Origin of the sequence: Streptomyces sp. NBC_00490 (assembly GCF_036013645.1) — a bacterium.
GTDB lineage: Bacteria > Actinomycetota > Actinomycetes > Streptomycetales > Streptomycetaceae > Streptomyces > Streptomyces canus_F.
In genome coordinates this window covers 9171600-9194488 of the sequence record NZ_CP107869.1, presented here as the reverse complement: position 1 = coordinate 9194488, position 22889 = coordinate 9171600, and the positions used below count along the sequence as shown (strand labels likewise).

The following is a 22889-nucleotide window of genomic DNA, read 5'->3' as shown; positions in this document are numbered from 1 at the left end:
AGGAAAAAGGCTCGACGGTCACTCATATCGGCCTGGATTCCCTGCACTCGCGTCGCCCACCCCTGTAATTCACCACCTTTAACAGGCTCACAGGAATGTGGACGTCTCTTTGCCCGGTCCAGGTGTCCGCCTGGCTCTTGACCATGGACCGCCGCGTTTACCTTGATGGGCGTCTCTCCCTGTCGGAAGAAGCGGAAGGGGACATCCCGCCATGGCCCAGAGCGACACACGCCCGGCGACCGGTCCGTCGGTCCATCTCATCGCCGGACCGACCGGTGTCGGCAAGAGTGCGGCGGCCACCCGACTGGCCCGGGCCACCGGAGTCCCGATCGTGGTCGCCGATCGCCTCCAGTGCTTCACCGACCTCGCCACCACGAGCGCCCGCGCCGGAGCCGATGTGCCGGGGGTGTGCCGGTACTGGCTCGGGGACCGCACCTTCGCCGACGGCGACCTGTGCGCGGCGGAGGCGACGGACACCCTGATCGCGCTGGTGGAGCGGCTCGGCGCCCGGCACCGGTCGGTGATCGTCGAGGGTGGCTCGATCTCCCTGCTGCGGGAGCTGGCCGCCCGGCGGGCCGAGCTGTCCTGGCGGCTGTCGGTCCGCCTGCTGTCCCCGCCCGGCCGGGACGAGTACGTCGCTGCCCTCGCCCGCAGGGCACGCGAGATGCTCGCCCCGCAGGCTCCGGGTCACAGCCTCCTCGAAGAGCTGGCCGCGCTGTGGCGCGAACCGCGCCGGCGGATGTTCGCGGCCTCCGTCAACGGCTTCGAGGCCGTCCTCGAATGCTGCGCCAAGTACGCGCTGGATGTGGAGTCCGTCGACCGGCAACCACTTTCGGAACACGTACTGGACCGGATGGCCGCGCTGATAGCCGAACGGCATGCCGAGCACGGCTTTCTCCAGCACCGCGTGTTCTCCGAAATTTTCGACAGTCGAATAGCGGCCTGGGGATTCGACGATTTCGACGGCGACCTCCTGGAGGGTGCGGCGTGAATGCGACGCGGGAGGACATGGCACTCGCCTCGCACGATTTCGGCCACATCGTCGAATCCCGCCCGCTCGGAGTCGTGCGGCCTCGTTCCGGTGGCGCGGTCCAGGAAATCGTCTCCTTCGCCGGCGCGCGGGGGCTGCCCGTCGCCGCCCGCGGCTCGGGACACGCCCCGTACGGGCAGGGCCAGGCGCACGGCGGATACGTCGTCGACATGGGCGGGCTCGACGAGGTGCGCTGCGTGCCGGGCGACCGGACGCTGGTCGCCGGGGCGGGCGCGACCTGGGGCGAGGTCGTGCGGGCCGCGCTCGCCGAGGGGCTGGCGCCGCCGGTGCTCCCCGACCATCTGGGCGCCAGCGTCGGCGGGGTGCTGAGCACGGGCGGGTTCGGCGGGTCGAGCCACCGCCGCGGGCTGGTCGCCGACTGGGTGCGGGAGCTGGAGGTGGTCACCGGCACCGGCGAGCGGCTGGTCTGTTCGCCCGAGCGGCATCCGGACCTGTTCGGCGCGGTCCTGGCGGGACTCGGCCAGTGCGCCCTGATCGTACGGGCCACCATCCGGCTGGTGCCCGCGCCGGTGCGCGTCCGCCGCTATCGCCTCTATCACGAGGATCCCGCAGGCTTCTTCACCGACCAGCGCAGGCTGGCCCGCGACAGCCGGTTCAGTCATGTCGCGGGCCAGGCCCGCCCGGCGCTCGGCGGCACCTGGCGGTACATGATCGAGGCGGTGACTCCCTACGACGCCGGCCTCCCCCGCGCCGACGCCCTGTTGACCGCAGACCACCTGCCGACCGGAGACGACCTGCTGATCGGTGACCTGGACCACGACCGGGACACCGAGGAGATCGAGGACCTGTCGTACGCCGAGTACCTGCACCGCCTGGACCGCGACGAACGGCTGCTGCGCGCCACGGGCGAGTGGGACCGCCCGCATCCCTGGCTCACGCTGCTGCTCCCGGAGGCGGCGGCCGCGGCCTTCGTCCCGGCGGTGCTGGCCGAGGCCGGCCAGCAGAGCCTCAGGTGCTGCGGCGTGGTGCAGCTGCGTCCGCTCCGCGGCAGCGTGCTCCGCGCGCCGCTGCTGCGCAGGCCACCCGGCGAACTCCTGTGCCTGCTCTCCCTGATGCGCACCGCACCGCCCACCGATCCGGGCACCGTACAGCGCATGGTCGCCGCCAATCGCGGCCTGTACGAGCGGGCCAGGGCCGTGGGCGGGGTCCTCCATCCCGTCAGCGCGCTGCCGATGACGCCCGAGGACTGGCGGGCCCATTTCGGCCCCGACTGGGCGGGCTTCGCCCGTGCCAAGGAGCAGTACGACCCGCGGCAGATCCTGACCAGGGGGTACGGGCTGTGGGCGTGAGTGCCGTCACCGTCTTCTGCGGTGCGTCCGCCGGACACCGCTCCGCCCCTCTGCACGCCGCCGCCGACCTGGGCCGCGCCCTGGGCAGGGCCGGGATACGACTGGTCTACGGCGGCGCCCGCACCGGTCTGATGGGCGCCGTCGCGGACGGGGCGCTGGGCGCGGGCGGCTCGGTGACCGGGGTCGTGCCGCGCGCGATGCTGCCGTACGAGATCACCCACACCGGGCTCACCGAGCTCGAAGTGGTCGCGGACCTCCACGAACGCAAGGCGCGGATGGCCGAGTCGGGCGACGCGTTCGTGGCGCTGCCGGGCGGGCTGGGCACGGCGGAGGAGCTCCTCGAGGCATTGTCCTGGGCCCAGTTGGGCCTGCACCGCAAACCGTGCCTGCTGCTCGATCCGTCCGGTTTCTACCGTCCGCTGCTGTCCTTCCTGGAGCACGCCGGGGACGAGGGGTTCCTGCGTCCCGGGGACCTGGAGCGGATCGTGGTGTGCCGGTCGGCCGAGGAGGTGCTCGCGCGGCTGGCGGACCCGCCGGTGGCCGACGCCCCGGTGCGGGTGCCGCGGGGCCGGACCGCGTTCCTGTTCTCGGCGGCCGGTTCGCAGCAGCCGCGGATGGGGCGCGAACTGCACGCCACGTCACCGGTGTTCGCCGAGGCGCTCGACGCGGTGTGCGTCATGCTCGCCCCCTACCTGGACCTGCCGCTGCGGGACGTGATGTTCGCCCCGGCCGGGACGCGCACCGCGGCGCTGCTCGACCGGGTCGCGTACGGCTTTCCGGCGATCTTCGCGCTCCAGGTCGCCCAGTACCGGCTGTTGGAGAGCCAGGGGCTGCGCCCCGACGTGCTGTTCGGGTACTCGGCCGGGCACATGGCGGCGGCCCACGCGGCGGGGGTGTTCTCGCTGGCCGACGCCTGCCGTGCGGTCGGCACACTGTCGCGGCTGGTGCGGACCCTGCCGGAGGGCGGCTGCATGGCCGCGGTGGAGGCGGGGCCGCAGGAACTGCGCCTGGGGCCGGGCGTGGTGGTCGCGGCGGTCAACGGGCCCCGGTCCGTCGTCGTGGCCGGGGACCGCGAGGCGGTGACGGCGGTGTGCGCGCGGTGGTCGGCCCGCGGCCGCCGCACCCATGTGCTGCGCGTGGACGCGGCTCCCCACTCCCCGCTCTTCGAGCCCCTCCTCGCCGACTACCACCGCGTCCTGCTCACGATGGAGCTCCATGTCCCCCGTATCCCGCTCCTGTCCGACACCACCGCCGAGCCGGTCACCAAGGCGGCCACCGAACCCGGCTACTGGGTACGCGCCCTGCGCCGGCCCGTCCGCTTCGCGGACGCGGTCGCCCGGCTGCACGCCGAGGGCACGACCACCTACGTCGAGCTCGGCCCCGGCGAGGTCCTGACCGGCATGCTCGACGCCTGTCTGCCCCGCGGGGCCGGCCGTCCCCTGCTTCTCTCCGTGACCCGGAACTGGCGAGCCCTGCGCAAGGTGTCGGACGTAGCCTGAAGGCTCCGCCCGACCCGCAAGGAGCGCCGTGAGCATCGCCGCGACCGAGCAATCCCCGCCCACCTGGCGGCTGCTCCTCGGATACGTCCGACCCCACCGCTGGGCCCTGCTGGCGGGCGCCCTGCTCTCGCTGGTCACGGGCGCCACCGGGCTGCTGCTGCCGCTCGTGGCCCGGGAGTTGATCGACGACCTCTCCCACGACCGCACCATCACGGGCACGTTGCTCGTCATGTCCGGCCTGGTGGTGACCAACGCGGCGGTGGGCGGGCTGGGTTCGTACGTGCTGCGGCGCACCGCCGAGTCGGTCGTGCTCGGTGCGCGGCGCTCGCTGTCGTCGTACCTGCTGCGGCTGCGCATCACGGCCGTGGACCGCAGCGAACCGGGCGACCTGATGGCCCGCATCACCTCGGACACCACGCTCCTGCGCGAGGTCACCACCGACTCCCTGGTCGGCCTCGGCACCGGCGGGCTCACGCTGGTGGCGACGGTGGTCATGATGGGGCTGGTCGATCCGGTGCTGCTGGCCGTCACCCTGGCCGTCATCGCGGGCGCGGGCACGATCCTCGGGGTGATCGTGCCGCGCATCAACAAGGCCAGCAGACAGGCTCAGGACGCGGTCGGCGTGATGGGGGCCTCGCTGGAGCGGATTCTCGGCGCGCTGCGCACGGTGAAGGCGTCCGGCGCGGAGCACCGGGAGGAACGTACGCTGCACGCGGCCGCCGAGGAGTCGTGGCGGCAGAGCGTGCGGGCCGCCAAGTGGTCGGCGGCCGCGGGCAACACGGCGGGACTGGCGATGCAGATCGCCTTCATCACGGTGCTCGCGGTGGGCGGGGCGCGGGTGGCGACCGGGTCGATCGACGTCGGCACGCTGGTGGCGTTCCTGCTGTACGTCTTCTATCTGATGTCGCCGATCCAGCAGGTCGTCGGCGCGATCACCCAGTACCAGACGGGCGCCGCGGCCCTCGCCCGGATCCAGGAGGCCCTGCGGCTGCCCGCCGAACCCGCCGCTGCGCCCGCCCCGTTGCCCGCCGCTGGCGCGGAGCCCGCCGCTGTCGGCTTCACCGACGTACGGTTCCGCTACGCCGACGACCTCCCCTACGTCCACCACGGGGTGACCTTCTCGGTGCCCGCCCAGGGCATGACGGCGTTCGTCGGCCCCTCCGGTGCCGGGAAGACGACGGTGTTCTCCCTCATCGAGCGGTTCTACGACCCGGAGTCCGGGACGATCACGCTGGACGGCCGCGACCTCGCCGACTGGGAGTTGCCGCAGCTGCGTTCGGCGATCGGCTATGTCGAGCAGGACGCCCCGGTGCTGTCGGGCTCGCTGCGCGACAACCTGCTGCTGGGCAATCCGGACGCGGACGACGCGGCCTTGGCGCGGGTTCTGAAGACCACCCGTCTGGACGGCCTGGTGGCCCGTCTGCCCGGCGGAGTCGACACGCTCGTCGGTCACCGCGGCACCAGGCTCTCGGGCGGCGAACGCCAGCGCGTCGCCATCGCCCGCGCCCTGCTGCGCCGGCCCCGTCTGCTCCTCCTCGACGAGGCCACCTCGCAGCTGGACGCGGTGAACGAGGCCGCGCTGCGCGACACGGTCGCCGATGTCGCCCGGACGACGACCGTGCTGGTCGTCGCCCACCGGCTGTCCACGGTGACGATGGCCGACCGGATCGTGGTCATGGACGCGGGGCGGGTGCGGGCGGTGGGGACACATCGGGAACTGGTGGCCGCGGACCCGCTGTACGCGGAGCTGGCGGCCACGCAGTTCCTGACGACGGCGGACTGAACGGACCTGCCACGCAGGGGGTTTGGCAGTATCCCCGGATGATCCCGCGCCGGCTGTCAGCGCTCCTGGCCGCGAGGGGAGTGATCGACGCCATGGCCGCCGTCGTCCTCTCCGTGGACGTGGGCCGACGCAAGCCCCACCCGGACATCTACCGGGCGGCGATGCGTCAACTGACCCTTCACCGCGAGAAGCCGGACGGCTAGGAGGTCTCCAGCCTCCGCAGCCGCTCCGCGTCACCGGTGCGCGGGCACGTGGAGCAGGCCTCGGCCGGGCGGATCGCGTAGAACATGCAGCAGCCGGTGCGGGTGCGGGTGGCGTGGCGGGTGCCGTCGTCGCCCACCAGATGACGGAAGTCGGCGCCGCTGGGATACGGGGGCACGGAGTTCGGCAGCACCTCGGTGGCGGCCCTGATCGCGGCGCCCTCCTCGCCCAGCATCCGGCCCAGGTACCAGAGGGCGGAGACGAGGTCGTCGGAGACCATCCCCCACAGCGCGCGTGACCGGCGGCGCGCGACAGGGCCGAGGGCGGCGAGGAGGGGGCGCATGTGCTCGGCGAGGGACATGCGCAACCGGGCGCGTAGTTGGTCCTCCTGAGGGAGCGTCAGTACGCCGGGGAGTACGGCCACGGGGTCGCCGGGCAGACAGGCGAGTTCGGTGCCGGGTGTGATCTCGTACGTCCCCGAGGCGAGGTCGAGACGCAGGTCCTCGGGGCGGATGCGGGGCACCCTCCGCTCGAGGTACCAGGTGCCGCCCATGAGCACACCGACGGACCAGGCGTAGCCGTGCAGGGCGCGGGAGGCGGCGACGTCGGGGCGTACGGCGACTCCGTAGCGGTCGCGGATGCGGGCCGCCTCGGCTTCGACGAACGCGTCCAGCACGGACCGGTCCGACGCCAACCGGTCGGCCGTCACGCCCGCTCCGCCGCTCTCGGCGACTCTCGCGTCCAGCGCTTCGCAGATGCCGGCCAGCCGTCGGTAGACGTCACCGAGGGCTCGGGAGACGGCACCGTCCGGCGTGGTCTTGAGGGCCAGGGACATCGACGTGCTCCAGGTGCGCGGGTTTCAGGAGATGATTGATAGGCAAGGCTTACCTTAGCTTGATCAAGGGAGCCGCACGTCAAGCCACCTCAAAGGAATCGCACAGTCAGTTGAAAACTAAAGCAAGCCTCACCTAAGCTCACGCCTCGTGACTGCGACCCATCGGGGCGCACCCCCCACAGGTGTGTCCTTTCGTGCCTTCAGGCACATACCGCTCTTCCTCACCGGCCTCGCGGCCCTGACCCTCTGCACCGCCCTGAGCCTCGCCCTCGGCGCCCGCTCGATCCCCCTGTCCACCGTGGCCGACGCCCTGTTCGGCCACGGCCACGGGCGCGACGTCCTTGTGGTGACCGGGCTGCGGCTGCCGCGCACCGTCATCGGCCTCGCGGTCGGTGCCGCGCTCGGTGCCGCCGGGGCCGTCGCGCAGGGCATCACCCGCAACCCGCTCGCCTCCCCCACCACGCTCGGCATCAACGCGGGCGCGGGCTTCGCGGTCGTCGTCGCGATCTACGCGCTCAAGCTCAACGACCCGGTGGAGTACGTGTGGTTCGCGTTCGCCGGAGCCGCGGCCGCCGCGGTCTTCGCACAGGCGCTGGCCCGCCGCGCCGGTGACATCGATCCCGTACGGCTCGCCCTCGGCGGCACCGTGCTCCAACTCGTACTGCTGTCCTGGACGTCCGCGGTCATGCTGCTGAACCAGCGCACGCTCGACGAGGCCCGCTTCTGGCTCGCCGGCTCCCTGTCCGGGCGCCCCCTCGACACCCTGTGGCCGGTCCTGCCGACCCTGCTGCTCGGCATCGTCATCGCGCTGGCCGTCGCCCCCGCCCTCAACGCCCTTGCCCTGGGCGACGATTCGGCGCAGGCCCTCGGCGTCCCGGTGACCCGCATCCGGCTGGCCGGCGGCATCGCGGTCGTCCTGCTGGCGGGTTCGGCGGTCGCGGTCGCCGGACCGATCGCCTTCATCGGGCTCGCGGCACCCCATCTCGTACGTCCGCTGCTCGGCGGCGACCACCGACTGCTGGTGCCCGGCTGTCTGATCGCCGGCCCACTGCTGCTGCTCACGGCCGATGTGCTCGGCCGGATGGTGATCCGCCCCTCGGAACTGGAGGTCGGCATCGTGACCGCGTTCCTGGGCGCGCCCCTGCTGGCGCTGCTGGCCCGGAAGGTGGCGACCCGGTGAACCGGTCCAGGACGCGTGTGCGCGTTCTCGTCTTCGCCGTCTCCGGTCTCGTCGCGCTGTGCGTGCTGCTCACCGTCTCCCTGACGACCGGTGAGATGCGGATCCCCGCCGCCACGGCGCTGCGTGCCCTGATCGGGCTCGGCGACGCGGGAGACGTCCTCGTGGTGCGGGAGTTCCGGGCGCCCCGGTCGATGGCGGCCATCGTCGGCGGCGCCGGGCTCGGCGTGGCGGGCTGCGTGCTGCAACGGCTGTTCCGCAACCCCCTGGCCTCCCCGGACGTCATGGGGGTGACCGGCGGGGCCTCGCTCGGCGCGGTCGCGCTGATCGCCGCCGGGGCCTCCCAGACGCTGGTCCCGCTCGGAGCACTCGGCGGCGGTCTCCTCGCGGCCCTGCTGCTGGGTGTGTTCGCCTGGGGATCCGGGCTCGCCGTCGCCCGCCTGGTGCTCACCGGGCTCGCCGTCCAGGCGGGGCTCGCCGCCGCCGTGAACCTGATGATCGTGCGCTTCCCGGCCGAACTGGCCGGATCGGCGCTGCAGTGGACCACGGGTTCGGTGTACGGGCGGACGTGGACGGAGGTGTGGGGAGCGGGCGGCGCCATGGTGCTCGCGCTCGCCGCCGCCTTCGTCCTGCATCGCCGGCTGGCCGTGCTCGACCTCGGGGACGACTCCGCGGGCGCCCTCGGCCTCAACACCTCCACGGCACGCCTCCACCTGCTCGTCCTCGCGGTCGTGCTGGCCTCGCTCGCCGCCGCGCTCGCCGGTCCGGTGACGTTCGTGGCGCTCGCGGTGCCCCACATCGTGCGGTTCGTCACCGGCCCTCCCACCGCCGTCTCGCTCGCGCTGGCCGGCCTCACCGGGGCGGTGCTGCTGCTCGCCTCCGACCTGGTGGTGCAGCACCTGCTGCCGATCGAGGGGCTGCCGGTGGGCGCGGTCACCGCCACGCTCGGCGCGCCCTGGCTGCTGGTGCTGATGTTCCGGCAGAGCTCGCCCGTGAGGAGGACCCACGCATGACCGGCGCGCAGAAGCCGGCCCGGGACCCGCTCAAGACCGCCGTACAGGAGCCGCGCATGACCACCGCCAACCAGCTCTCGACGCAGCGCCTCGACCTCCGGTACGGCGACCGGCTGGTCGTCGGCGGCCTCGACCTCACCCTCCCCGGGGGAGCCGTCACCGCGATCGTCGGCCCCAACGCCTGCGGCAAGTCCACCCTGTTGCGCGGACTGAGCCGGCTGCTGGCCCCGGCCGCCGGCACCGTCACCCTCGACGGCTCCGACATCCACCGCATGCCCGCGAAGTCCCTGGCGCTGCGCATGGGTCTGCTGCCGCAGCAGCCGGTCACACCCGAGGCGATCACCGTCGAGGCGCTCGTACGGCTGGGCCGTTATCCGCATCAGCGGCTGCTGAGCCCCTGGTCGGCCGCCGATCAGCAGGCGGTGGACGAGGCCCTGGAGCGCACCGGGACCACGTCCCTGCGCGACCAGCCGGTGGACCAGCTCTCCGGCGGTCAGCGTCAACGCGCCTGGATCGCCCTGGCGTTGGCCCAGGACACCGAGCTGCTGCTGCTCGACGAGCCCACGACCTTCCTCGATCTGCGGCACCAGCTCGACGTGCTCGACCTGGTGGCCGCCCTGCACGCCGAGGCGGGCCGCACCGTGGTGATGGTGCTGCACGACCTCGGACAGGCCGCCCGCTACGCGGACCACATGGTGGTCCTCAAGGACGGCCGGCTCGCCGCCGCCGGAGCCCCGGCGGACGTCCTCGACGCGGAGCTGGTGAAGTCCGTGTTCGACGTGGACTGCCGGGTCATCCCCGACCCGGAGACCGGCACCCCCCTGGTGGTCCCGAGAAGCAGCGCGGTACGGCGCTCCGCCGCCACCGCCTGATCCACTCCTACAGGAAGAACCAACCCCCCATGTCCCACCGCTCCGCCATGCCCGGAATCCGCCGGGTTCTGGCCTCCCTGCTGACCGTGACACTTGGTACCGCCGTCCTGGTCGCCTGCGGCTCGGAGTCCGAGGACTCCGCCTCCGCGAAGCCCGCCGCCGATGGGGGCGGCGCCTTCCCGCGCACCCTCAAGACCGCCATGGGCGACGTCAGGATCCCCTCCCAGCCGAAGCGCGTCGTCGTGCTCGATACCGGCGAGCTGGACGACGTGACGCTGCTCGGCATCGACCCGGTCGGCGCGGTCGCCCCGCACTTCAAGACCGAGGGCGGCTTCCCGACGTACCTGAAGGGCGAGTTGAAGAACACCGCCGACGTCGGCCCGCTCCTGGAACCCAACCTGGAGAAGATCGCCTCGCTCAAGCCCGACCTGATCCTGTCCTCCAAGGTCCGGCACGAGAAGGTCTACGACAAGCTCAGCGCCCTCGCCCCGACCGTCTTCACCGAGACCACCGGCGGTGTCTGGAAGGAGAACCTGAAGGTCCACGCCGAGGCCCTGGGTTTGGAGAAGGAGGCCGCGGCCAAGCTGACGGAGTACGAGACGCGGGCCAAGGCGCTGGGTGAGGCCATCAGGAAGAAGGACGGCGGCGCCATGCCGACCGCGTCCGTGGTCCGCTTCATCGCCGGTCCGACCCGTCTGTACCAGTCCAACTCCTACAGCGGTGTGGTCCTGAACGACATCGGCTTCAAGCGGCCCTCCTCGCAGGTCTCGAACGACCCCGAGGTCACCATGAAGGACGTCAGCCCCGAGCAGATCGACCAGGCCGACGCCGACCTGGTCTTCGTCACCTCCGCGGACGTGGACGACAAGACGCAGAAGAAGCAGGTCACTTCGAACCCGGTGTGGAAGTCCCTGCCCGCCGTGAAGGACGGCAAGGTCTTCGAGGTCCCGGACGAGACGTGGATGTCCGGCATCGGTGTCCAGGCCGCCGAGCAGATGCTCGCGGACGTGGCCAAGGCCACCGGTGTGCCGCTTCCTGCCAAGTAACTCCCGCTGAACCGGGGCGGGCCCCGTCATGGCTCAGGCCCGCCCCTTCAACCCCCCACCCGCTAGCGGAAGTTCACAGCCACCCATGCGTCTGTACCTGCTCGCCCTCAACCCGACCGACTCCGTCACCGAGGGCTTTCTGCCCGCGGCCGCCCGCCTGGGACTGGACGTCACCGTCCTCACCGACCAGCCCGACGCCCACCGCGCGACCTACCCGGACATCGAGATCCTTCCGTGCGACGTCCGCGACTTCCGGGCCGTCGTCACCCGCGTCTCCACCCACCACCGCCCCGACGCGGTCTTCACCAACAGCGACCACCTCCAGACCCAAGCCGCCCTGGCCGCCGCCTACTTCGGGCTCCCCGGCAAGGACTGGCGGGCCACCCTGCGATGCAAGGACAAGGCCGAGATGCGCCGCCGCCTCGCCGACGCGGGCCTGGACACGGTCTGGTCGACCGAGCTCACCGGACCGACCGCCCTGCCGGACGCCCCGTACCCCTGTGTCGTCAAGCCGCGCGAGGGTGTGGCCAGCGAGGACGTCGTCCTCGTCGACACCGCCGAGGACCTGGCGACCCGGTCCAAGGAGATTTTCGACCGGCGCCCCGGCACCGTCCTGGTCGTCGAGGAGTACCTCCCCGGCGAGCTCCACACCGTGGAGACGCTGGGCGACGGGCGAACCCGGCACGTCCTGGGCGGCTTCCACACCGAGCTGTCGCCGCCGCCGTACTTCATCGAGGAACGCCTCACCTTCGTGCCGGCCCACCCCGAGCCGGTCGTCGAGCAGGTCCTTGCCCAACTGGACGCGCTCGGCGTCGGGTTCGGCACCTGTCACACCGAGTTCGTGGTGCACGAGGGCCGGGCGAGGCTCATCGAGGTCAACTACCGCGCCATCGGCGACCAGTGCGACCTGCTGCTGGCCCGGCTGCTGGAGATCCCGCTCTTCGAGCACATCCTCCGCGCCCACCTGGGTGAGCCGCTCCCCGCGGACCTGGGCGCCCGCCGCGACGGCGCCGCCCGTCTGGACTACCCCTGCGCCGAGCGCCCCGGCACCCTCACCGACGCCCCCACGGCCACGGAACTCACCCTCGACGGCGTCCACTTGACGTACCGACCGCTGCGCGCGACGGGCGAGCGGCACGAACTGTACGGCACCAACCGCGACTACCTCGGCGTCCTGCGCGCCACGGGCACCGACCAGCCGACGGTGGACCGCGTGGCGGCGGACTTCCTGGCCGATCTGCGCTGGGAGATCCAGCCGTGACGCCCGCGACGACCGCGAGGACCGACGCCTGCGAGGAGGAACTGCTCACGCGCGTGCTCAGCGCCCTGCTCCGCGAGGACGTGGTGGGGCTGCGCACCGGCAGCACACTCCTGCACCGCCCGGACGGCCCCTGGCTGCGCCTGCCGGCCGAGGGCGACGCGCTGCTCCTGCCCGTCGTCGAGGACGGCTTCCAGTGCGAGTACGCCGCCCGGCTGCCCCTGCTCGTCCGTGAGTCGGACGGCGCCGAGCTCACCTCCTACGACACCGTCCTCGCAGCCCTGCGCGCACTCGCCGACCCCGTGGACCGAGGCGGGTACGACGCCTTCGCCGAGGAGTGCCGGCAGACCCTGGCCACGCTGCGACTGCACACGGCCACCCGGACCGAGGTCGAGGGGCGGCTCGGCGACGACTCGGCGCGGTGGCCCTCGCTCGCGTACGACACCCTCGCCGCGCGGCTCGACCATCCGGTCTATCCGACCGCGCGCGGCCGCTCCGGCCTCAGCGAGCTGCAACTGCAGGCCTACGCACCGGAGTTCCACCCGCGTTTCGCGCTGCGCTGGATCGCCCTGCGCCGGGAGACCGTCACCCTGACCGGCACGCTCCCCGACTTCTGGCCCACACCCCGGCAGCTCGGTCTCGCCGGGGCGGAGGGCACGCACGTGGTGCTGCCGGTGCATCCGTTGACGGTCGGCGCCCTGCTCGACGCCGGGCTCCCGGACGGGGCGGTGCTCGCCGAGCGGGCCCATCTGGAGGTCGTACCGACGCTGTCGATGCGCACGGTGGCCGTGAACCCGTCGGTGCATCTCAAACTCCCGCTCGCCACAGCCACATTGGGTCTGCGCAACAAACGGACCGTCAAGCCCGGCACGCTCGTGGACGGCGCTGCCGGACAGCGGCTGCTGGAGGCCGTGATCGCCCGGGAGCCCCGATTCCACGGCACGATCCTGCACGCGGACGAGGCGACGTACGCCCATGCCGGGCACGAGTTGCTGGCCGTCCTGTGCCGGCGCTTCCCGGCCGATCCGGACGGCGCCGAGGTGGTACCGCTGGCCGCCCTGCTCGCCGGCGCCCCGGACGGGCGGCTGGTCGTCGACCACCTCGCCGACCGGTTCTACGGCGGCGACCCGCTGGCCCTGCTGGACGCCTTCCTGACCCTGCTGTTCGACTGGCAGACCACACTGTTCGGGTACGGCATCGCGCTGGAGTCGCATCAGCAGAACATCTCGCTCGTCCTGCGGCCCGGCAGTCTGCGGCTGCTGTTCAAGGACAACGACGGGCCCCGCGTCAACACGCACCGGCTCGGCGCGGTGTTTCCCGGCCCGTGGGGCTTCGACGACACACGGACCTATGTCTCCGGGGACGGGCCGGTCGCCGACCTGTTCGCCACCATTACGGTCCATCTGTGCGCGGGCGCCTACGCGTTCGGCCTCCCCCGGCACCGGCGGGCCCTGCTCGATCTCGTACGCGACCGGCTGGCCGAAGCCGTGGACCGGCTCGGCGGGGACGCGGCCGCCGTCCTGCGCGAGCGGGTGCTGGACGCGCCGCGGCTGCCGGTGAAGGCGATGGTCACGGCCGGCTCACTGCTGTCCAAGGAGCGGTCCGGCGCGGCCGACATCAACAAGCACTACACGACCGGACCCAACTACCTGCTGCGACAAGGGGGTTCGGCATGAGCGCCGGGGCCCTGCGGATGACGCGGTCCACCGCCGGGCGCGGTCAGGTGCACGCGGTGGCCGCCTGCTATTTCGTGGCGTCCTTCGCGGCCCTGGGCCTGCCCCCGTACCTCACCGAGATCCTGCCGGGACTGGGCGACCGCGACGCCCGCTGGGCGGGCGTGCTCTATGTCGTCCCGACCGTGTTCGGGGGCATCGCGGCCCCGATGTGGGGACGGCTCGCCGACCGCTACGGCCGCAAACGGCTGCTGCTGCGCGCCCAGTTGGGGCTCGCGGTGGCGTTCCTGCTCGCCGGGTGGGCCGACTCGCTGGCCACCTTCACGGTCGCGCTCGTCCTCCAGGGAATCCTGGGCGGCACCTTCGCCGCCTCCAACGGCTATCTGGGCGCGGCCCTGGAGGGCCCGGCCCTGTCCAAGGCGCTCACCCTGATGCAGGGCAGCGCCCGGGCGGCCCTGGTCTTCGCACCGATCGTGGTCGGCGCGCTGTCCGGCTGGCTGCCCCCGCACCGGCAGTACGCACTCCTCGCCGTACTCCCCCTCACGGCCGCGCTGCTGCTGGCCGCCCTGCCCGAACCGGCGCCGGTCGCCCGCACCACGAGCGCGACCGCCACCGCGGACCTCACACCCCCGGTGGTGTCGCTCAAGGCGCTCTACGCACTTGAGTTCGCCTTCGTCTTCTCCACCGTCATCTCCTTCCCCTATCTCATCGCCCTGGTCGACGACCGACTCCCGGGCACCTCGCCGACCCTGTCCGGAGTGCTCTTCGCCCTCCCCCACCTGTGCTATCTGGTGGCGGCGCTGGCCGTGCACTCCAGGTTCCGCGACCGTCCCAAGACCGGGATCGTGCTCGGCTTCGTCCTCATCGCCCTCGGCCTCGCCGGACACGGTGTCGTCGACTCGCTGCCCGCGCTGATCGCCGTACGGCTGCTGCTCGGTGCGGGCCTCACGCTCGGCCTGGTGTGTCTGCAGGTGCTCGCGGCGGACTGCGCCCAGGGCCGCGCGCCCGGCGGGCTGTTCGGCTCGCTGGAGTTCTTCTCCAAGGCCGGCGCGGTCGCCGCCGGTCTCGCCGCGGCCGCCGGCAGCGTCCGCTTCGGCCCCGCCGCCCCGGTGCTGACCGGCGCCGCCGCTGCCGCCGTCACCGCCGTGGCGACCCTCCTCCCCTCCATGACCCCCCGCTGGAGCCGCTGATGCCCTCCCTCGCCGACACGCCCGCGCGCACCGATCTGCCCACCGCCGACGACGTGGTGGCCCACACGCTCCTGAACTGTCTGCTGCGGGAGGTCTCCGGGCCCGAGCACCAGAGCGTGGTCACCGACGGCCGGCTCCTGCTGCGGCTGCCCCGCCGCGGTGTGCTGCTCCGCGTGACCCTGCGCCGCACCTCGCTGCTCGGCGCGCACCGGTTCACCGGCCCCGTGCACGAGCAGCGCGACGGCGACTGGGCGGAGCTGGACTGGCGCCGCCTCGCGCAGTACACGCACGACGAGCTGTCGCTGCGCACCGGGGTGCGCAACGAGGAGTTCCTGGAGCAGATCGCCTCCAGCCACGAGGCCGTGACGACCGCCCTCACCGCGACCGGCGCCTCGCGGAACACCGACGCCTACCTCGCCTCCGAGCAGTCCCTGTTCTTCGGCCACCGCTTCCATCCCACGCCCAAGGCCCGCACCGGCGACCCGCGCGCCTGGTCGGCGTACGCGCCGGAGACGGGGGCCGCCTTCCCGCTGCGGCACCTCGCCGTACGGGAGCATCTGATCGCCGAGGAGGCCGCCGAGCTGTCGGCCACCGCCGCCCTGGACCGGCTGCGGGCCGGCGTCCCGGCCGGGTACCGTCTGCTGCCCGCCCACCCCTGGCAGTACGACACACTCCGCGAGCACCCGGCGCTGAGCGCGGCGCTCGCGAACGGCGATGTCCTCGACCTCGGTCCGGGCGGGCAGCCCTTCGCGGCGACGGCGTCCGTGCGCACGCTCTACGACGGGGAGACCTTCCTCAAGTTCAGCCTGAACGTGCGGATCACCAACTGCCTGCGCAAGAACAGCAGTTACGAGCTGTCCGGTGCCGTCGCCCTGACCCGTGTCCTGGCCCCGGCCCTGGCCGATCTCGCCGAGCGCTTCCCGGGCAGCGCGGTGCTGCGCGAGCCCGCCTACCGCACGCTCGCCCTGCCAGGACCCGACGGCCGTCCGGACCAGTCGCTGTTCGAGGGCTTCGGTGTGATCGTCCGCGAAGGGCTCCCCGAAAGGCTCGCGCCCGGCACCACCGCCCTGCTGGCCGCCGCCGTCGCCGACGAGTACCCGAGCAGCGGCGCCCACATCTCCCGTCTGCTCGACGGTGCCGACGCCCGGGCGGCCCTCGACTGGTGGTCGGCGTACCTCGGTCTGCTCGTCCCACCGGTCCTGGCCGCCTACTTCGACCACGGTCTGGTCCTGGAACCCCACCTCCAGAACGTCCTGGTGTGCGTGGACGGCGCCGGCATGCCCGCCCAGGTGCTCTTCCGCGACCTGGAGGGCACCAAGCTCGTCCCCGAGCACCACGCCGACACCCTCGCGGCACTGCCGCCCGAGGTTGCGGGCCCGATCACCTACGACGCGCAGCGCGGCTGGGACCGGGTCGTCTACTGCCTCCTGGTCAACCACGTCGCGGAGCTGCTCGCCGCCCTGGCCGATCTGCACCCGGAGACGGAGGCCGAGCTGTGGGGCCGCGTCCGCTCCACCCTCCGGTCGTACGCCGACCGGAGCGGCTGCCCGCCCCGCCTCTCCGCCCTGCTCGCCGGTGTACCGCTGCCCGCGAAGGCGAACCTGCTGACCCGCTGGGAGCGCAAGGCCGACCGCGAGGCCGGTTACGTCCGTCTGCCGTCCCCGCTCGCCGAGGACATCCTGACCGGGAGCACCCGATGACCCCTGCCGTCCACGACCGCGCCCTCGCCCTCACGTCGGCCGAACTGCCCGCGTATCTCTACGACTTGGCGGCTCTGCGGACAGACGCAGTTGCCATACGTACCGCCCTCCCCGAGCGGGTCGAGCTGTACTACGCCGCCAAGGCCAACCCCGAGCCGGAGATCCTCGCCGCGCTCGGTCCGTACGTGGACGGCTACGAGGTCTCCTCGGGCGGTGAACTCGCTCATGTGGCCAAGGCGGTGCCGGGGCGTCCGCTGGCTTTCGGCGGCCCCGGCAAGACGCCGGACGAGGTGACGGCCGCTCTGGAGCAGGGAGTCGAGCGCTTCCACGTCGAGAGCGTGTACGAGCTGCGGATGCTGGGCGAGCTGGCCCGGCGGGCGGGGCGGCGGGTCGCGGTGCTGGTGCGGGTCAACCTGCCCTTGTCCGACGGTTCCCTGGCGGGCAGTTCGCTGGCGATGGGCGGGCGTCCGACCCCGTTCGGCATGGACCCGGAGCAGGCGCTGGAGGTGGTCCGCGCGCTCACGGACGGCACCTACCCGCATCTTGAACTGTGGGGCGTCCACGCCCACTTGGCCAGCGGTCTCGAAGCCCCGGAGCAGCTCGCGGTGGCCGAGGCGATCGTGGCCTGGGCCACCGGACTCGGGGTCCCGGTCGCGGAGGTCAATGTCGGCGGCGGTATGCACGTCGACTACGCGGACCCGGACCGGCGTTTCGACTGGCCCGCGTACGGCGAGGGGCTCGCCCGACTCACCGCGGCGCACCCGGGGTTGACGCTGCGCATCGAGCCGGGGCGGGCGCTGACGGCGTACTGCGGCTGGTACGCCACGCAGGTGCTGGACGTGAAGCGCAGCCACGGCGAGGAGTTCGCTGTGGTCCGGGGCGGCACCCACCATCTGCGGACCCCGGCGACGAAGGGCCACGACCAGCCCTGCTCGGTGCTGACGGTGGACGACTGGCCGCATCCGTGGCCGCGACCGGCCGCGGAGGACGAACTCGTCACGCTGGCGGGGCAGTTGTGCACGCCGAAGGACGTTCTCGCCCGCCGGGTCCCCGCAGCGGGACTGCGGGCCGGTGACCGGGTGGTGTTCGCGCTGACCGGCGCCTACGCGTGGAACATCTCCCACCACGACTTCCTGATGCACCCGCGGCCCGGCTTCCACTTCCTGGACGCCGGGCCGGAGGTCACCACAGGCCCCTAGAAGGGGTAGTGCGCCTGCTGGGTGGCGATGGTCACCCAGCGAGTGTTGGAGAAGGCCTCGATGCCCCAGCGTCCGCCGAAGCGGCCGTATCCGGAGGCCTTGAAGCCACCGAAGGGAGCCTGCGGCTCGTCGGCCACCGACTGGTCGTTGATGTGCACGATGCCGGTACGGACGCCGCGGGCGACGGCCAGTCCGTGGGTGGCGTTCTCGGTGATGATGCCGCAGGTCAGACCGTTCTCCGTGTCGTTGGCGACGGCCACGGCGGCGTCGTCGTCGGAGAACGTCTCGACCACGCACACCGGCCCGAACGCCTCGGCGTGGTAGATCTCGGCATCCTTCGGCACATCGGTGAGCACGGTCGCCGGGTGCACCGCTCCGTCGGGCTTCCCGCCGCCGGTGAGGACCTTCGCGCCCTTGGCGACGGCGTCCTCGACCAGAGCGGCCACGCGCTGCGCGGCGGAGGCGGCGACGAGCGGGCCGACCACGGTGTGCGGGTGGTTCGGGTCACCGGCCTGGAGCGAGGCCGTCTTGGCGGTGAACTTCCGGGTGAACTCCTCGGCCAGCGACTCGTGGACGAGGATCCGGTCGCCGGACATGCAGATCTGTCCGGCGTTCATGAACACGCTGAAGGTGACGGCGTCCACCGCGTAGTCGACGTCCGCGTCGTCGAGCACGATGACGGAGTTCTTTCCGCCCAACTCCAGTACGGCGGGCTTGAGATGACGGGCCGCGTGCTCACCGATGATCCGGCCGACGTTGGTGGAGCCGGTGAAGTTCACCGCGCGGACCCGCTCGTCGGCGATCAGCGCCTCGGCGATCTCGGCCGCGTCCTCCCGGGCGTTGGTGACGACGTTGAGCACCCCGTCCGGCAGCCCGGCCTCGCGCAGCACGTCGGCCACGAACAGGGCGCACGCGATCGGCGCGTCCTCGCTCGCCTTGACGACGACGGTGTTGCCTGCGGCCAGCGGCGCCGCGACGGCACGTACGCCGAGGATGACGGGCGCGTTCCAGGGAGCGAACGCCGCGACGACGCCCACCGGTTCGCGGACCGCGAGGCCCAGCGCGCCCTGCTCCTGAGCGGTGAGGACCTCGCCGCGCGGGGCCGTCACGGCGGCGGCGGCCTCGCGCAGCATGTTCGCGGCGAGGTAGACGTTGAAGTGCGCCCACGGCCGGGTTCCGCCGGCCTCCTGGGCCATCAGTTCGGCGACCTGGTCGCCCTTGCCGTCGAGGAGGTCGGCGGCCTTCAGCAGGATCGCGCGCCGGGCGAACGGGGCCAGCGCGGCCCACTCGGGGAACGCCGCCTCGGCCGCGTCCACGGCCCGCCGTACGTCCTCGGTGCCCGCGGCCGCGACGGTCGCATACACCTCGCCCGTGTAGGGGTTGACGTCCTCCGCCCTACGGCCGGAGGCGGCGGGCTCGTCCTTGCCGCCGATGAACAGTTCGCGGGTGATGGGCATGATGCGGACCTCTTTGTTCGCCACGTGAACCAAGATTCATTTCTAAGCGCATGCTCTGTTCACCCGGCAACAATGTCAAGGGCCGCCCGGCTGTGCTGGCTTTCTGTGGCCGGGCGGCCCTCGGTGCGGTCCTACGCGTGTCGATCAGTACTGGATGCCTGGCAGCAGCTGGGTGACGGGGGCGGCCAGGTCGGTCACCTGGGTCAGCTGCTGGAGGTCGTTCAGCTTGTTCAGCTCCGCCAGCTGCGCGGAGGGCCGCGGAAGCGCGTCCTTGTACTCCGCGGGCAGGTCGCTCACGGTGAGCGAGTCGAGCGTGGCCATCGGGCTCAGGGGGGCGCCCTTGTCCTCGGGGGCCGCGCTCGCCAGCGGGGCGGCGAGACCGGTGACGCCGACGGCGAGACCGACGACGGCGGCGATACGTCGAGTGGAGATCATGTTTTCAGCAACGCCGGCGGACCCGCGCCGGACACGGGCACCGGGCGCCGCTCACCCGTCAGGCGGAGTGTCGCCGTTGCGCTTGCCGAGCCCGGCGGGGCGGAGGAGTCTCGAAGGAGAGGCCCTCGCGGCCCGCTCCCGTTCGACCGCGGGCCTCACCGGAGGTCAATCATGGGCACCGCGTTCAACACCGAGACACTGCGCCGGAGCATCGAGGGAAACACGGCGGCGAATCTGCTGTCGCTCTACGCGGACGACGCGGAACTGCGCGTCGTGGACCGCAACACCCAGCCGAGCAGCCCGAGGGTCCTGCACGGCCGTGACGAGATCGGCGAACTCCTCGAGGACGTCTACAGCCGCGACATGACGCACAAGCTGGAGCACTGCGTCATGGAAGGCGACACCGCCGCCTTCAGCGAGTCCTGCCGCTACTCGGACGGGGTCCGTGTCCTGTCCGAGTCGATGATCACGCTGCGCGACGGCAAGATCGCCGAACAGATCATGATCCAGGCATGGGACGAGTGAGGAGAGGACTGCCGAAGGTCCAGATCACGACTCGGCTGACCTGGACCTTCGCGGTGCGAGCCCGTCCGGTCCACTCTCCGCGGCCACGACCAGTTTCCGCAACAGGTCGGCTAGCGTCCGTTGCTCTTCTGCGGTCAGTGCTGCGAGCAGCGCGACCTCGTCCGCTTCCTCCGCCGCCGCATGCTGTTCGAAGGCGGCGTATCCGGCGTCGGTGAGCCGGACCAGCACCCTTCGCCGGTCGGCACTCCCGTGCGTGCGGCCGATCAGCCCGGCCTCCTCCAGCGGCGCCAGCCGCGCCGACAGGGCGCCCCGGGTCAGCCCGAGCCGATCGGCGAGCTCCGAGGGGCTCGCGGTGTACGGCGGACCGTGCCGGCGCAGCGCCAGCAGCACCTTGTACTGCCAGTGCCGCAGCCCGTCGGAGTCGAGGGCGTCGCGGCGCGCCTGGGACGCGTGCCGGGCGAGTTTGGCCAGCCGCACATAGATCGCTTCCTTGACCGGGTCCATCCAGGTGAGTTCCTTGGACCACTGCGCGACGTGCCGGTCGACCCAGTCCTGCGTCATCTGCTCCGCGCAGTGGTTTTCTTGTGGATGGTTTTCCATCTCACTACCTTCCCCTGACATGACGAACACCACGAGCACATTCGCCGAACTCGACGAACTCCTCTCCTCCGCAAGGGACTTGTCGCTGGCAGGACGGTGGGACCGGGCGCTGCGCCTGTTGGACGCGACGACGTGCGACGCTCCCGAGGACCGCGCCCGCCTCGCCCTTGCGGCGGCCGAAGTCGCCCTGGAGAGCGACTGGTTCGGCGGTACGCGGCTCACCGCCGCCCGCGTCGAGCAAGCGGAGAAGGAATCCCCGGGCGACGACTGGGACCTGGACTTCGTACGGCTGCGCCACGACTATCTGCGGCTGTTCCGCCCCGACGGCACGTCCCGGCACGGCGCCGAGGGCAAGGACCCGGCGGCACTTCAGGCGATCCGGCGCCGCGGACACGACCTGCGCGAGGCCGCCCCCGACGAGGTGCGGCGGGGCTGGGCCTCGATGTACCTGGGGCTGATCGCCGACAACCTCTTCGGCGAGCGCGGCGCGGCGCCCGCCCACTACGAGGCCGCCCTGCGCGCCGGCGGCTCGGGCGACGACCTGCTGGTCCGCGAGGCGCTGCGGCACCTCGGTGACCACGACCACGACGCCGGCGACCACGAGCGGGCCCTGGAGCGCTGGGAGCGGGCCACCGCGCTGGGCGCACGCGCGGGCATGATCCCCGGGGTGCTCACCCAGCAGATGCTGCTGGCGGTGCTGGCCCGCGACACGGGTGACGAGAGCGGCGCGACCGCACTGGCGAAGGAGATCGCCCGCTGGGCCGAGGCGATCGGCGCCGGCCACCTCCACGCCCAGGCGACCGGCTTCCTCGCCGGAGCCGACCCGACGGCCCCACCGCAGGAGAGCGGGTCCCAACCGTCGTAGGGCGCCGGGGCCCTGGCCCCAGGACCGGCTCGGTCAGCGGTGTCCCGCCGAGGGGTGCAGCGGCTCGGGGTTTGCGACTCCGCAGGTCAGTTGGCCGATGCGGTCGCCTGGGCGCCGGATCGGGGTGCTGACGCCCGCGAGCAGCACGCGCTGCGGCGGGGTGAGCCGGCCGGCCATCCTCATCTCGGCCCTGAGCGGAGCCACACGGCCGTATGGCTGCTACACCACTCGGCGCTCGGCGGGACGCCACCGCTCGGTTAGGCTGGCGGCGGGCCGTGACTGGCGCTGAGGTGGAGCACCACCGGGGAGCGGTCCCGCGGAATCTGATGCCGTGCGCCTGGGCGAACCGACTTCCAGCCCAGGAGTGGATCATGTCTCAGGCCCGGCTCATGGACGGCACGGCGCTCGCGCGGCGGATCGTGGAGAAGACCGGCAAGCGCGCCGCCGACCTCACCGAACGCACCGGCGGCACACCGTGTCTCGCGACCGTACTGGTCGGCGAGGACCCCGCCTCCGTGACGTACGTCCGGATGAAGCAGAACCGCTGCCGCAAGGCCGGTATCGCCTCCCGGCACGTGGAACTGCCCGCGGCGACCACGACCGAAGAACTGGTGGGCACGCTCAAGGGGCTCTCCGCCGATCCCGCCGTACACGGCATCCTGCTCCAGCATCCGATGGGCGAGCACATCGACGAGCGGGCCGCGTTCGAGGCCATCGCGCCCGAGAAGGACGTCGACGGTGTCACCTTCGCCTCGTTCGCGTCGATGAGCTTCGGCCTGCCGGGCTTCGTGTCGTGCACGCCCGGCGGGATCATGCGGCTGCTCGACGAGTACGACGTCGACCCGTCCGGCAAGCGGGCCGTCGTCGTCGGCCGCAGCGCGATCCTCGGCAAGCCGGCCGGGATGCTGCTGCTCGCGCGCGACGCGACGGTGACGTACTGCCACTCGCGGACGGCGGACCTGTCCGCGGCCGTCCGCGAGGCGGACATCGTCGTCGCCGCCGTGGGCCGGGCGCGGCTCATCAAGGGCCAGGACATCAAGCCCGGCGCCGTCGTGCTCGACGCCGGCTACAACGAGGGGAACGTCGGTGACGTCGACTTCGACTCCGCCGTGGAACGCGCCTCGCTGATCACCCCGGTGCCGGGCGGTGTGGGTCCGATGACGATCGCCACGCTGCTGGAGCAGACGGTCGACGCGGCGGCCCGGCAGCTCGGGATCTGAG

The 22889-nt window shown here is 72.5% G+C and carries 22 protein-coding genes and 1 riboswitch; of the genes, 17 read left to right on the top strand and 5 right to left on the bottom strand.

What is annotated here, in order from left to right; all coding sequences use genetic code 11:
* The first annotated feature begins 211 nt into the window (after positions 1–211).
* Genes OG381_RS41960 through OG381_RS41940 form a run of 5 tightly spaced genes read left to right on the top strand, consistent with a single transcriptional unit; the run spans position 212 to position 5825 of the window.
* Positions 212–991: an isopentenyl transferase family protein gene (locus OG381_RS41960; RefSeq protein ID WP_327721210.1), complete on the top strand. Its 780-nt coding sequence runs from the start codon at positions 212–214 to the stop codon at positions 989–991.
* Positions 988–2340, top strand: a complete 1353-nt coding sequence (locus tag OG381_RS41955; RefSeq protein WP_327721209.1) for an FAD-binding protein — start codon at positions 988–990, stop codon at positions 2338–2340. Before OG381_RS41960 ends, OG381_RS41955 begins: the two co-directional genes overlap by 4 nt.
* On the top strand, positions 2337–3839 hold the full coding sequence (locus OG381_RS41950; RefSeq protein ID WP_327721208.1) for a TIGR00730 family Rossman fold protein: 1503 nt from the start codon (positions 2337–2339) through the stop codon (positions 3837–3839). The genes OG381_RS41955 and OG381_RS41950 overlap by 4 nt, the downstream gene beginning before the upstream one ends.
* A 28-nt stretch (positions 3840–3867) precedes the next feature.
* On the top strand, positions 3868–5622 hold the full coding sequence (locus OG381_RS41945) for an ABC transporter ATP-binding protein (RefSeq protein ID WP_327721207.1): 1755 nt from the start codon (positions 3868–3870) through the stop codon (positions 5620–5622).
* A 38-nt stretch (positions 5623–5660) separates the two neighbouring features.
* Positions 5661–5825: an HAD hydrolase-like protein gene (locus OG381_RS41940; protein WP_327721206.1), complete on the top strand. Its 165-nt coding sequence runs from the start codon at positions 5661–5663 to the stop codon at positions 5823–5825.
* Here OG381_RS41940 and OG381_RS41935 read toward each other — a convergent pair.
* The gene (locus tag OG381_RS41935; protein ID WP_327721205.1) at positions 5822–6658 is read right to left on the bottom strand and encodes a (2Fe-2S)-binding protein; all 837 of its coding nucleotides are present in this window, start codon (positions 6656–6658) and stop codon (positions 5822–5824) included. The genes OG381_RS41940 and OG381_RS41935 overlap by 4 nt on opposite strands.
* Before the next feature lie 184 nt (positions 6659–6842).
* Here OG381_RS41935 and OG381_RS41930 point away from each other — a divergent pair, with 184 nt between their 5' ends.
* The 9 genes from OG381_RS41930 (at position 6843) to OG381_RS41890 (ending at position 17786) form a co-directional block, all read left to right on the top strand.
* The gene (locus OG381_RS41930; protein ID WP_327721204.1) at positions 6843–7838 is read left to right on the top strand and encodes a FecCD family ABC transporter permease; all 996 of its coding nucleotides are present in this window, start codon (positions 6843–6845) and stop codon (positions 7836–7838) included.
* The gene (locus OG381_RS41925; RefSeq protein WP_327721203.1) at positions 7835–8848 is read left to right on the top strand and encodes a FecCD family ABC transporter permease; all 1014 of its coding nucleotides are present in this window, start codon (positions 7835–7837) and stop codon (positions 8846–8848) included. Before OG381_RS41930 ends, OG381_RS41925 begins: the two co-directional genes overlap by 4 nt.
* A gap of 56 nt (positions 8849–8904) precedes the next feature.
* Positions 8905–9720, top strand: coding sequence for an ABC transporter ATP-binding protein (locus OG381_RS41920; protein WP_327722699.1), 816 nt, complete (start codon positions 8905–8907; stop codon positions 9718–9720).
* 29 nt (positions 9721–9749) lie between these two features.
* Positions 9750–10766 (top strand): ABC transporter substrate-binding protein, encoded by a 1017-nt coding sequence (locus tag OG381_RS41915; protein ID WP_327721202.1) that lies wholly within the window; start codon positions 9750–9752, stop codon positions 10764–10766.
* An 85-nt stretch (positions 10767–10851) separates the two neighbouring features.
* The gene (locus OG381_RS41910; protein ID WP_327721201.1) at positions 10852–12027 is read left to right on the top strand and encodes an ATP-grasp domain-containing protein; all 1176 of its coding nucleotides are present in this window, start codon (positions 10852–10854) and stop codon (positions 12025–12027) included.
* Positions 12024–13700, top strand: coding sequence for an IucA/IucC family protein (locus OG381_RS41905; protein ID WP_327721200.1), 1677 nt, complete (start codon positions 12024–12026; stop codon positions 13698–13700). The genes OG381_RS41910 and OG381_RS41905 overlap by 4 nt, the downstream gene beginning before the upstream one ends.
* Positions 13697–14887, top strand: coding sequence for an MFS transporter (locus OG381_RS41900; RefSeq protein WP_327721199.1), 1191 nt, complete (start codon positions 13697–13699; stop codon positions 14885–14887). The genes OG381_RS41905 and OG381_RS41900 overlap by 4 nt, the downstream gene beginning before the upstream one ends.
* A complete protein-coding gene (locus tag OG381_RS41895; RefSeq protein WP_327721198.1) occupies positions 14887–16587 on the top strand; it encodes an IucA/IucC family protein in 1701 nt (566 codons plus the stop codon). Before OG381_RS41900 ends, OG381_RS41895 begins: the two co-directional genes overlap by 1 nt.
* Complete coding sequence (locus tag OG381_RS41890) at positions 16584–17786, top strand: type III PLP-dependent enzyme (RefSeq protein ID WP_327721197.1); 1203 nt, start codon at positions 16584–16586, stop codon at positions 17784–17786. Before OG381_RS41895 ends, OG381_RS41890 begins: the two co-directional genes overlap by 4 nt.
* On the opposite strand, the gene OG381_RS41885 is transcribed toward OG381_RS41890, so the two are convergent.
* Together OG381_RS41885 and OG381_RS41880 are read right to left on the bottom strand one after the other, a co-directional pair.
* Complete coding sequence (locus OG381_RS41885; protein ID WP_327721196.1) at positions 17783–19243, bottom strand: aldehyde dehydrogenase family protein; 1461 nt, start codon at positions 19241–19243, stop codon at positions 17783–17785. The genes OG381_RS41890 and OG381_RS41885 overlap by 4 nt on opposite strands.
* Positions 19244–19387: 144 nt before the next feature.
* On the bottom strand, positions 19388–19678 hold the full coding sequence (locus OG381_RS41880; RefSeq protein WP_327721195.1) for a hypothetical protein: 291 nt from the start codon (positions 19676–19678) through the stop codon (positions 19388–19390).
* Between the two features lie 171 nt (positions 19679–19849).
* Between OG381_RS41880 and OG381_RS41875 the strand changes: the two genes are divergently transcribed.
* A complete protein-coding gene (locus OG381_RS41875; protein ID WP_327721194.1) occupies positions 19850–20203 on the top strand; it encodes a nuclear transport factor 2 family protein in 354 nt (117 codons plus the stop codon).
* A gap of 24 nt (positions 20204–20227) precedes the next feature.
* On the opposite strand, the gene OG381_RS41870 is transcribed toward OG381_RS41875, so the two are convergent.
* Entirely contained in the window at positions 20228–20764 is a 537-nt protein-coding gene (locus OG381_RS41870) for a MarR family winged helix-turn-helix transcriptional regulator (RefSeq protein WP_327721193.1), read from the bottom strand.
* Between the two features lie 58 nt (positions 20765–20822).
* Between OG381_RS41870 and OG381_RS41865 the strand changes: the two genes are divergently transcribed.
* Positions 20823–21668 (top strand): hypothetical protein, encoded by an 846-nt coding sequence (locus tag OG381_RS41865; RefSeq protein ID WP_327721192.1) that lies wholly within the window; start codon positions 20823–20825, stop codon positions 21666–21668.
* Between the two features lie 33 nt (positions 21669–21701).
* Here the strand turns inward: OG381_RS41865 and OG381_RS41860 are convergent, their stop codons facing one another.
* Positions 21702–21851, bottom strand: a complete 150-nt coding sequence (locus OG381_RS41860) for a hypothetical protein (RefSeq protein ID WP_327721191.1) — start codon at positions 21849–21851, stop codon at positions 21702–21704.
* Positions 21852–21933: 82 nt separating this feature from the next.
* Positions 21934–22018, top strand: a riboswitch (ZMP/ZTP riboswitch).
* Between the two features lie 21 nt (positions 22019–22039).
* Between OG381_RS41860 and OG381_RS41855 the strand changes: the two genes are divergently transcribed.
* Positions 22040–22888: a bifunctional 5,10-methylenetetrahydrofolate dehydrogenase/5,10-methenyltetrahydrofolate cyclohydrolase gene (locus tag OG381_RS41855; protein ID WP_327721190.1), complete on the top strand. Its 849-nt coding sequence runs from the start codon at positions 22040–22042 to the stop codon at positions 22886–22888.
* Position 22889: the final 1 nt, after the last annotated feature.

What these genes read in the sequence shown, in the direction of transcription:
- OG381_RS41960 (WP_327721210.1), top strand. Translation starts at nt 212, where the DNA reads ATGGCCCAGAGCGACACACGCCCGGCGACCGGTCCGTCGGTCCATCTC.
- OG381_RS41940 (WP_327721206.1), top strand. Translation starts at nt 5,661, where the DNA reads ATGATCCCGCGCCGGCTGTCAGCGCTCCTGGCCGCGAGGGGAGTGATC.
- OG381_RS41935 (WP_327721205.1), bottom strand. Translation starts at nt 6,658, where the DNA reads ATGTCCCTGGCCCTCAAGACCACGCCGGACGGTGCCGTCTCCCGAGCC.
- OG381_RS41920 (WP_327722699.1), top strand. Translation starts at nt 8,905, where the DNA reads ATGACCACCGCCAACCAGCTCTCGACGCAGCGCCTCGACCTCCGGTAC.
- OG381_RS41915 (WP_327721202.1), top strand. Translation starts at nt 9,750, where the DNA reads ATGTCCCACCGCTCCGCCATGCCCGGAATCCGCCGGGTTCTGGCCTCC.
- OG381_RS41910 (WP_327721201.1), top strand. Translation starts at nt 10,852, where the DNA reads ATGCGTCTGTACCTGCTCGCCCTCAACCCGACCGACTCCGTCACCGAG.
- OG381_RS41900 (WP_327721199.1), top strand. Translation starts at nt 13,697, where the DNA reads ATGAGCGCCGGGGCCCTGCGGATGACGCGGTCCACCGCCGGGCGCGGT.
- OG381_RS41895 (WP_327721198.1), top strand. Translation starts at nt 14,887, where the DNA reads ATGCCCTCCCTCGCCGACACGCCCGCGCGCACCGATCTGCCCACCGCC.
- OG381_RS41890 (WP_327721197.1), top strand. Translation starts at nt 16,584, where the DNA reads ATGACCCCTGCCGTCCACGACCGCGCCCTCGCCCTCACGTCGGCCGAA.
- OG381_RS41885 (WP_327721196.1), bottom strand. Translation starts at nt 19,243, where the DNA reads ATGCCCATCACCCGCGAACTGTTCATCGGCGGCAAGGACGAGCCCGCC.
- OG381_RS41880 (WP_327721195.1), bottom strand. Translation starts at nt 19,678, where the DNA reads ATGATCTCCACTCGACGTATCGCCGCCGTCGTCGGTCTCGCCGTCGGC.
- OG381_RS41875 (WP_327721194.1), top strand. Translation starts at nt 19,850, where the DNA reads ATGGGCACCGCGTTCAACACCGAGACACTGCGCCGGAGCATCGAGGGA.
- OG381_RS41870 (WP_327721193.1), bottom strand. Translation starts at nt 20,764, where the DNA reads ATGACGCAGGACTGGGTCGACCGGCACGTCGCGCAGTGGTCCAAGGAA.
- OG381_RS41865 (WP_327721192.1), top strand. Translation starts at nt 20,823, where the DNA reads ATGACGAACACCACGAGCACATTCGCCGAACTCGACGAACTCCTCTCC.
- OG381_RS41860 (WP_327721191.1), bottom strand. Translation starts at nt 21,851, where the DNA reads ATGAGGATGGCCGGCCGGCTCACCCCGCCGCAGCGCGTGCTGCTCGCG.
- OG381_RS41855 (WP_327721190.1), top strand. Translation starts at nt 22,040, where the DNA reads ATGTCTCAGGCCCGGCTCATGGACGGCACGGCGCTCGCGCGGCGGATC.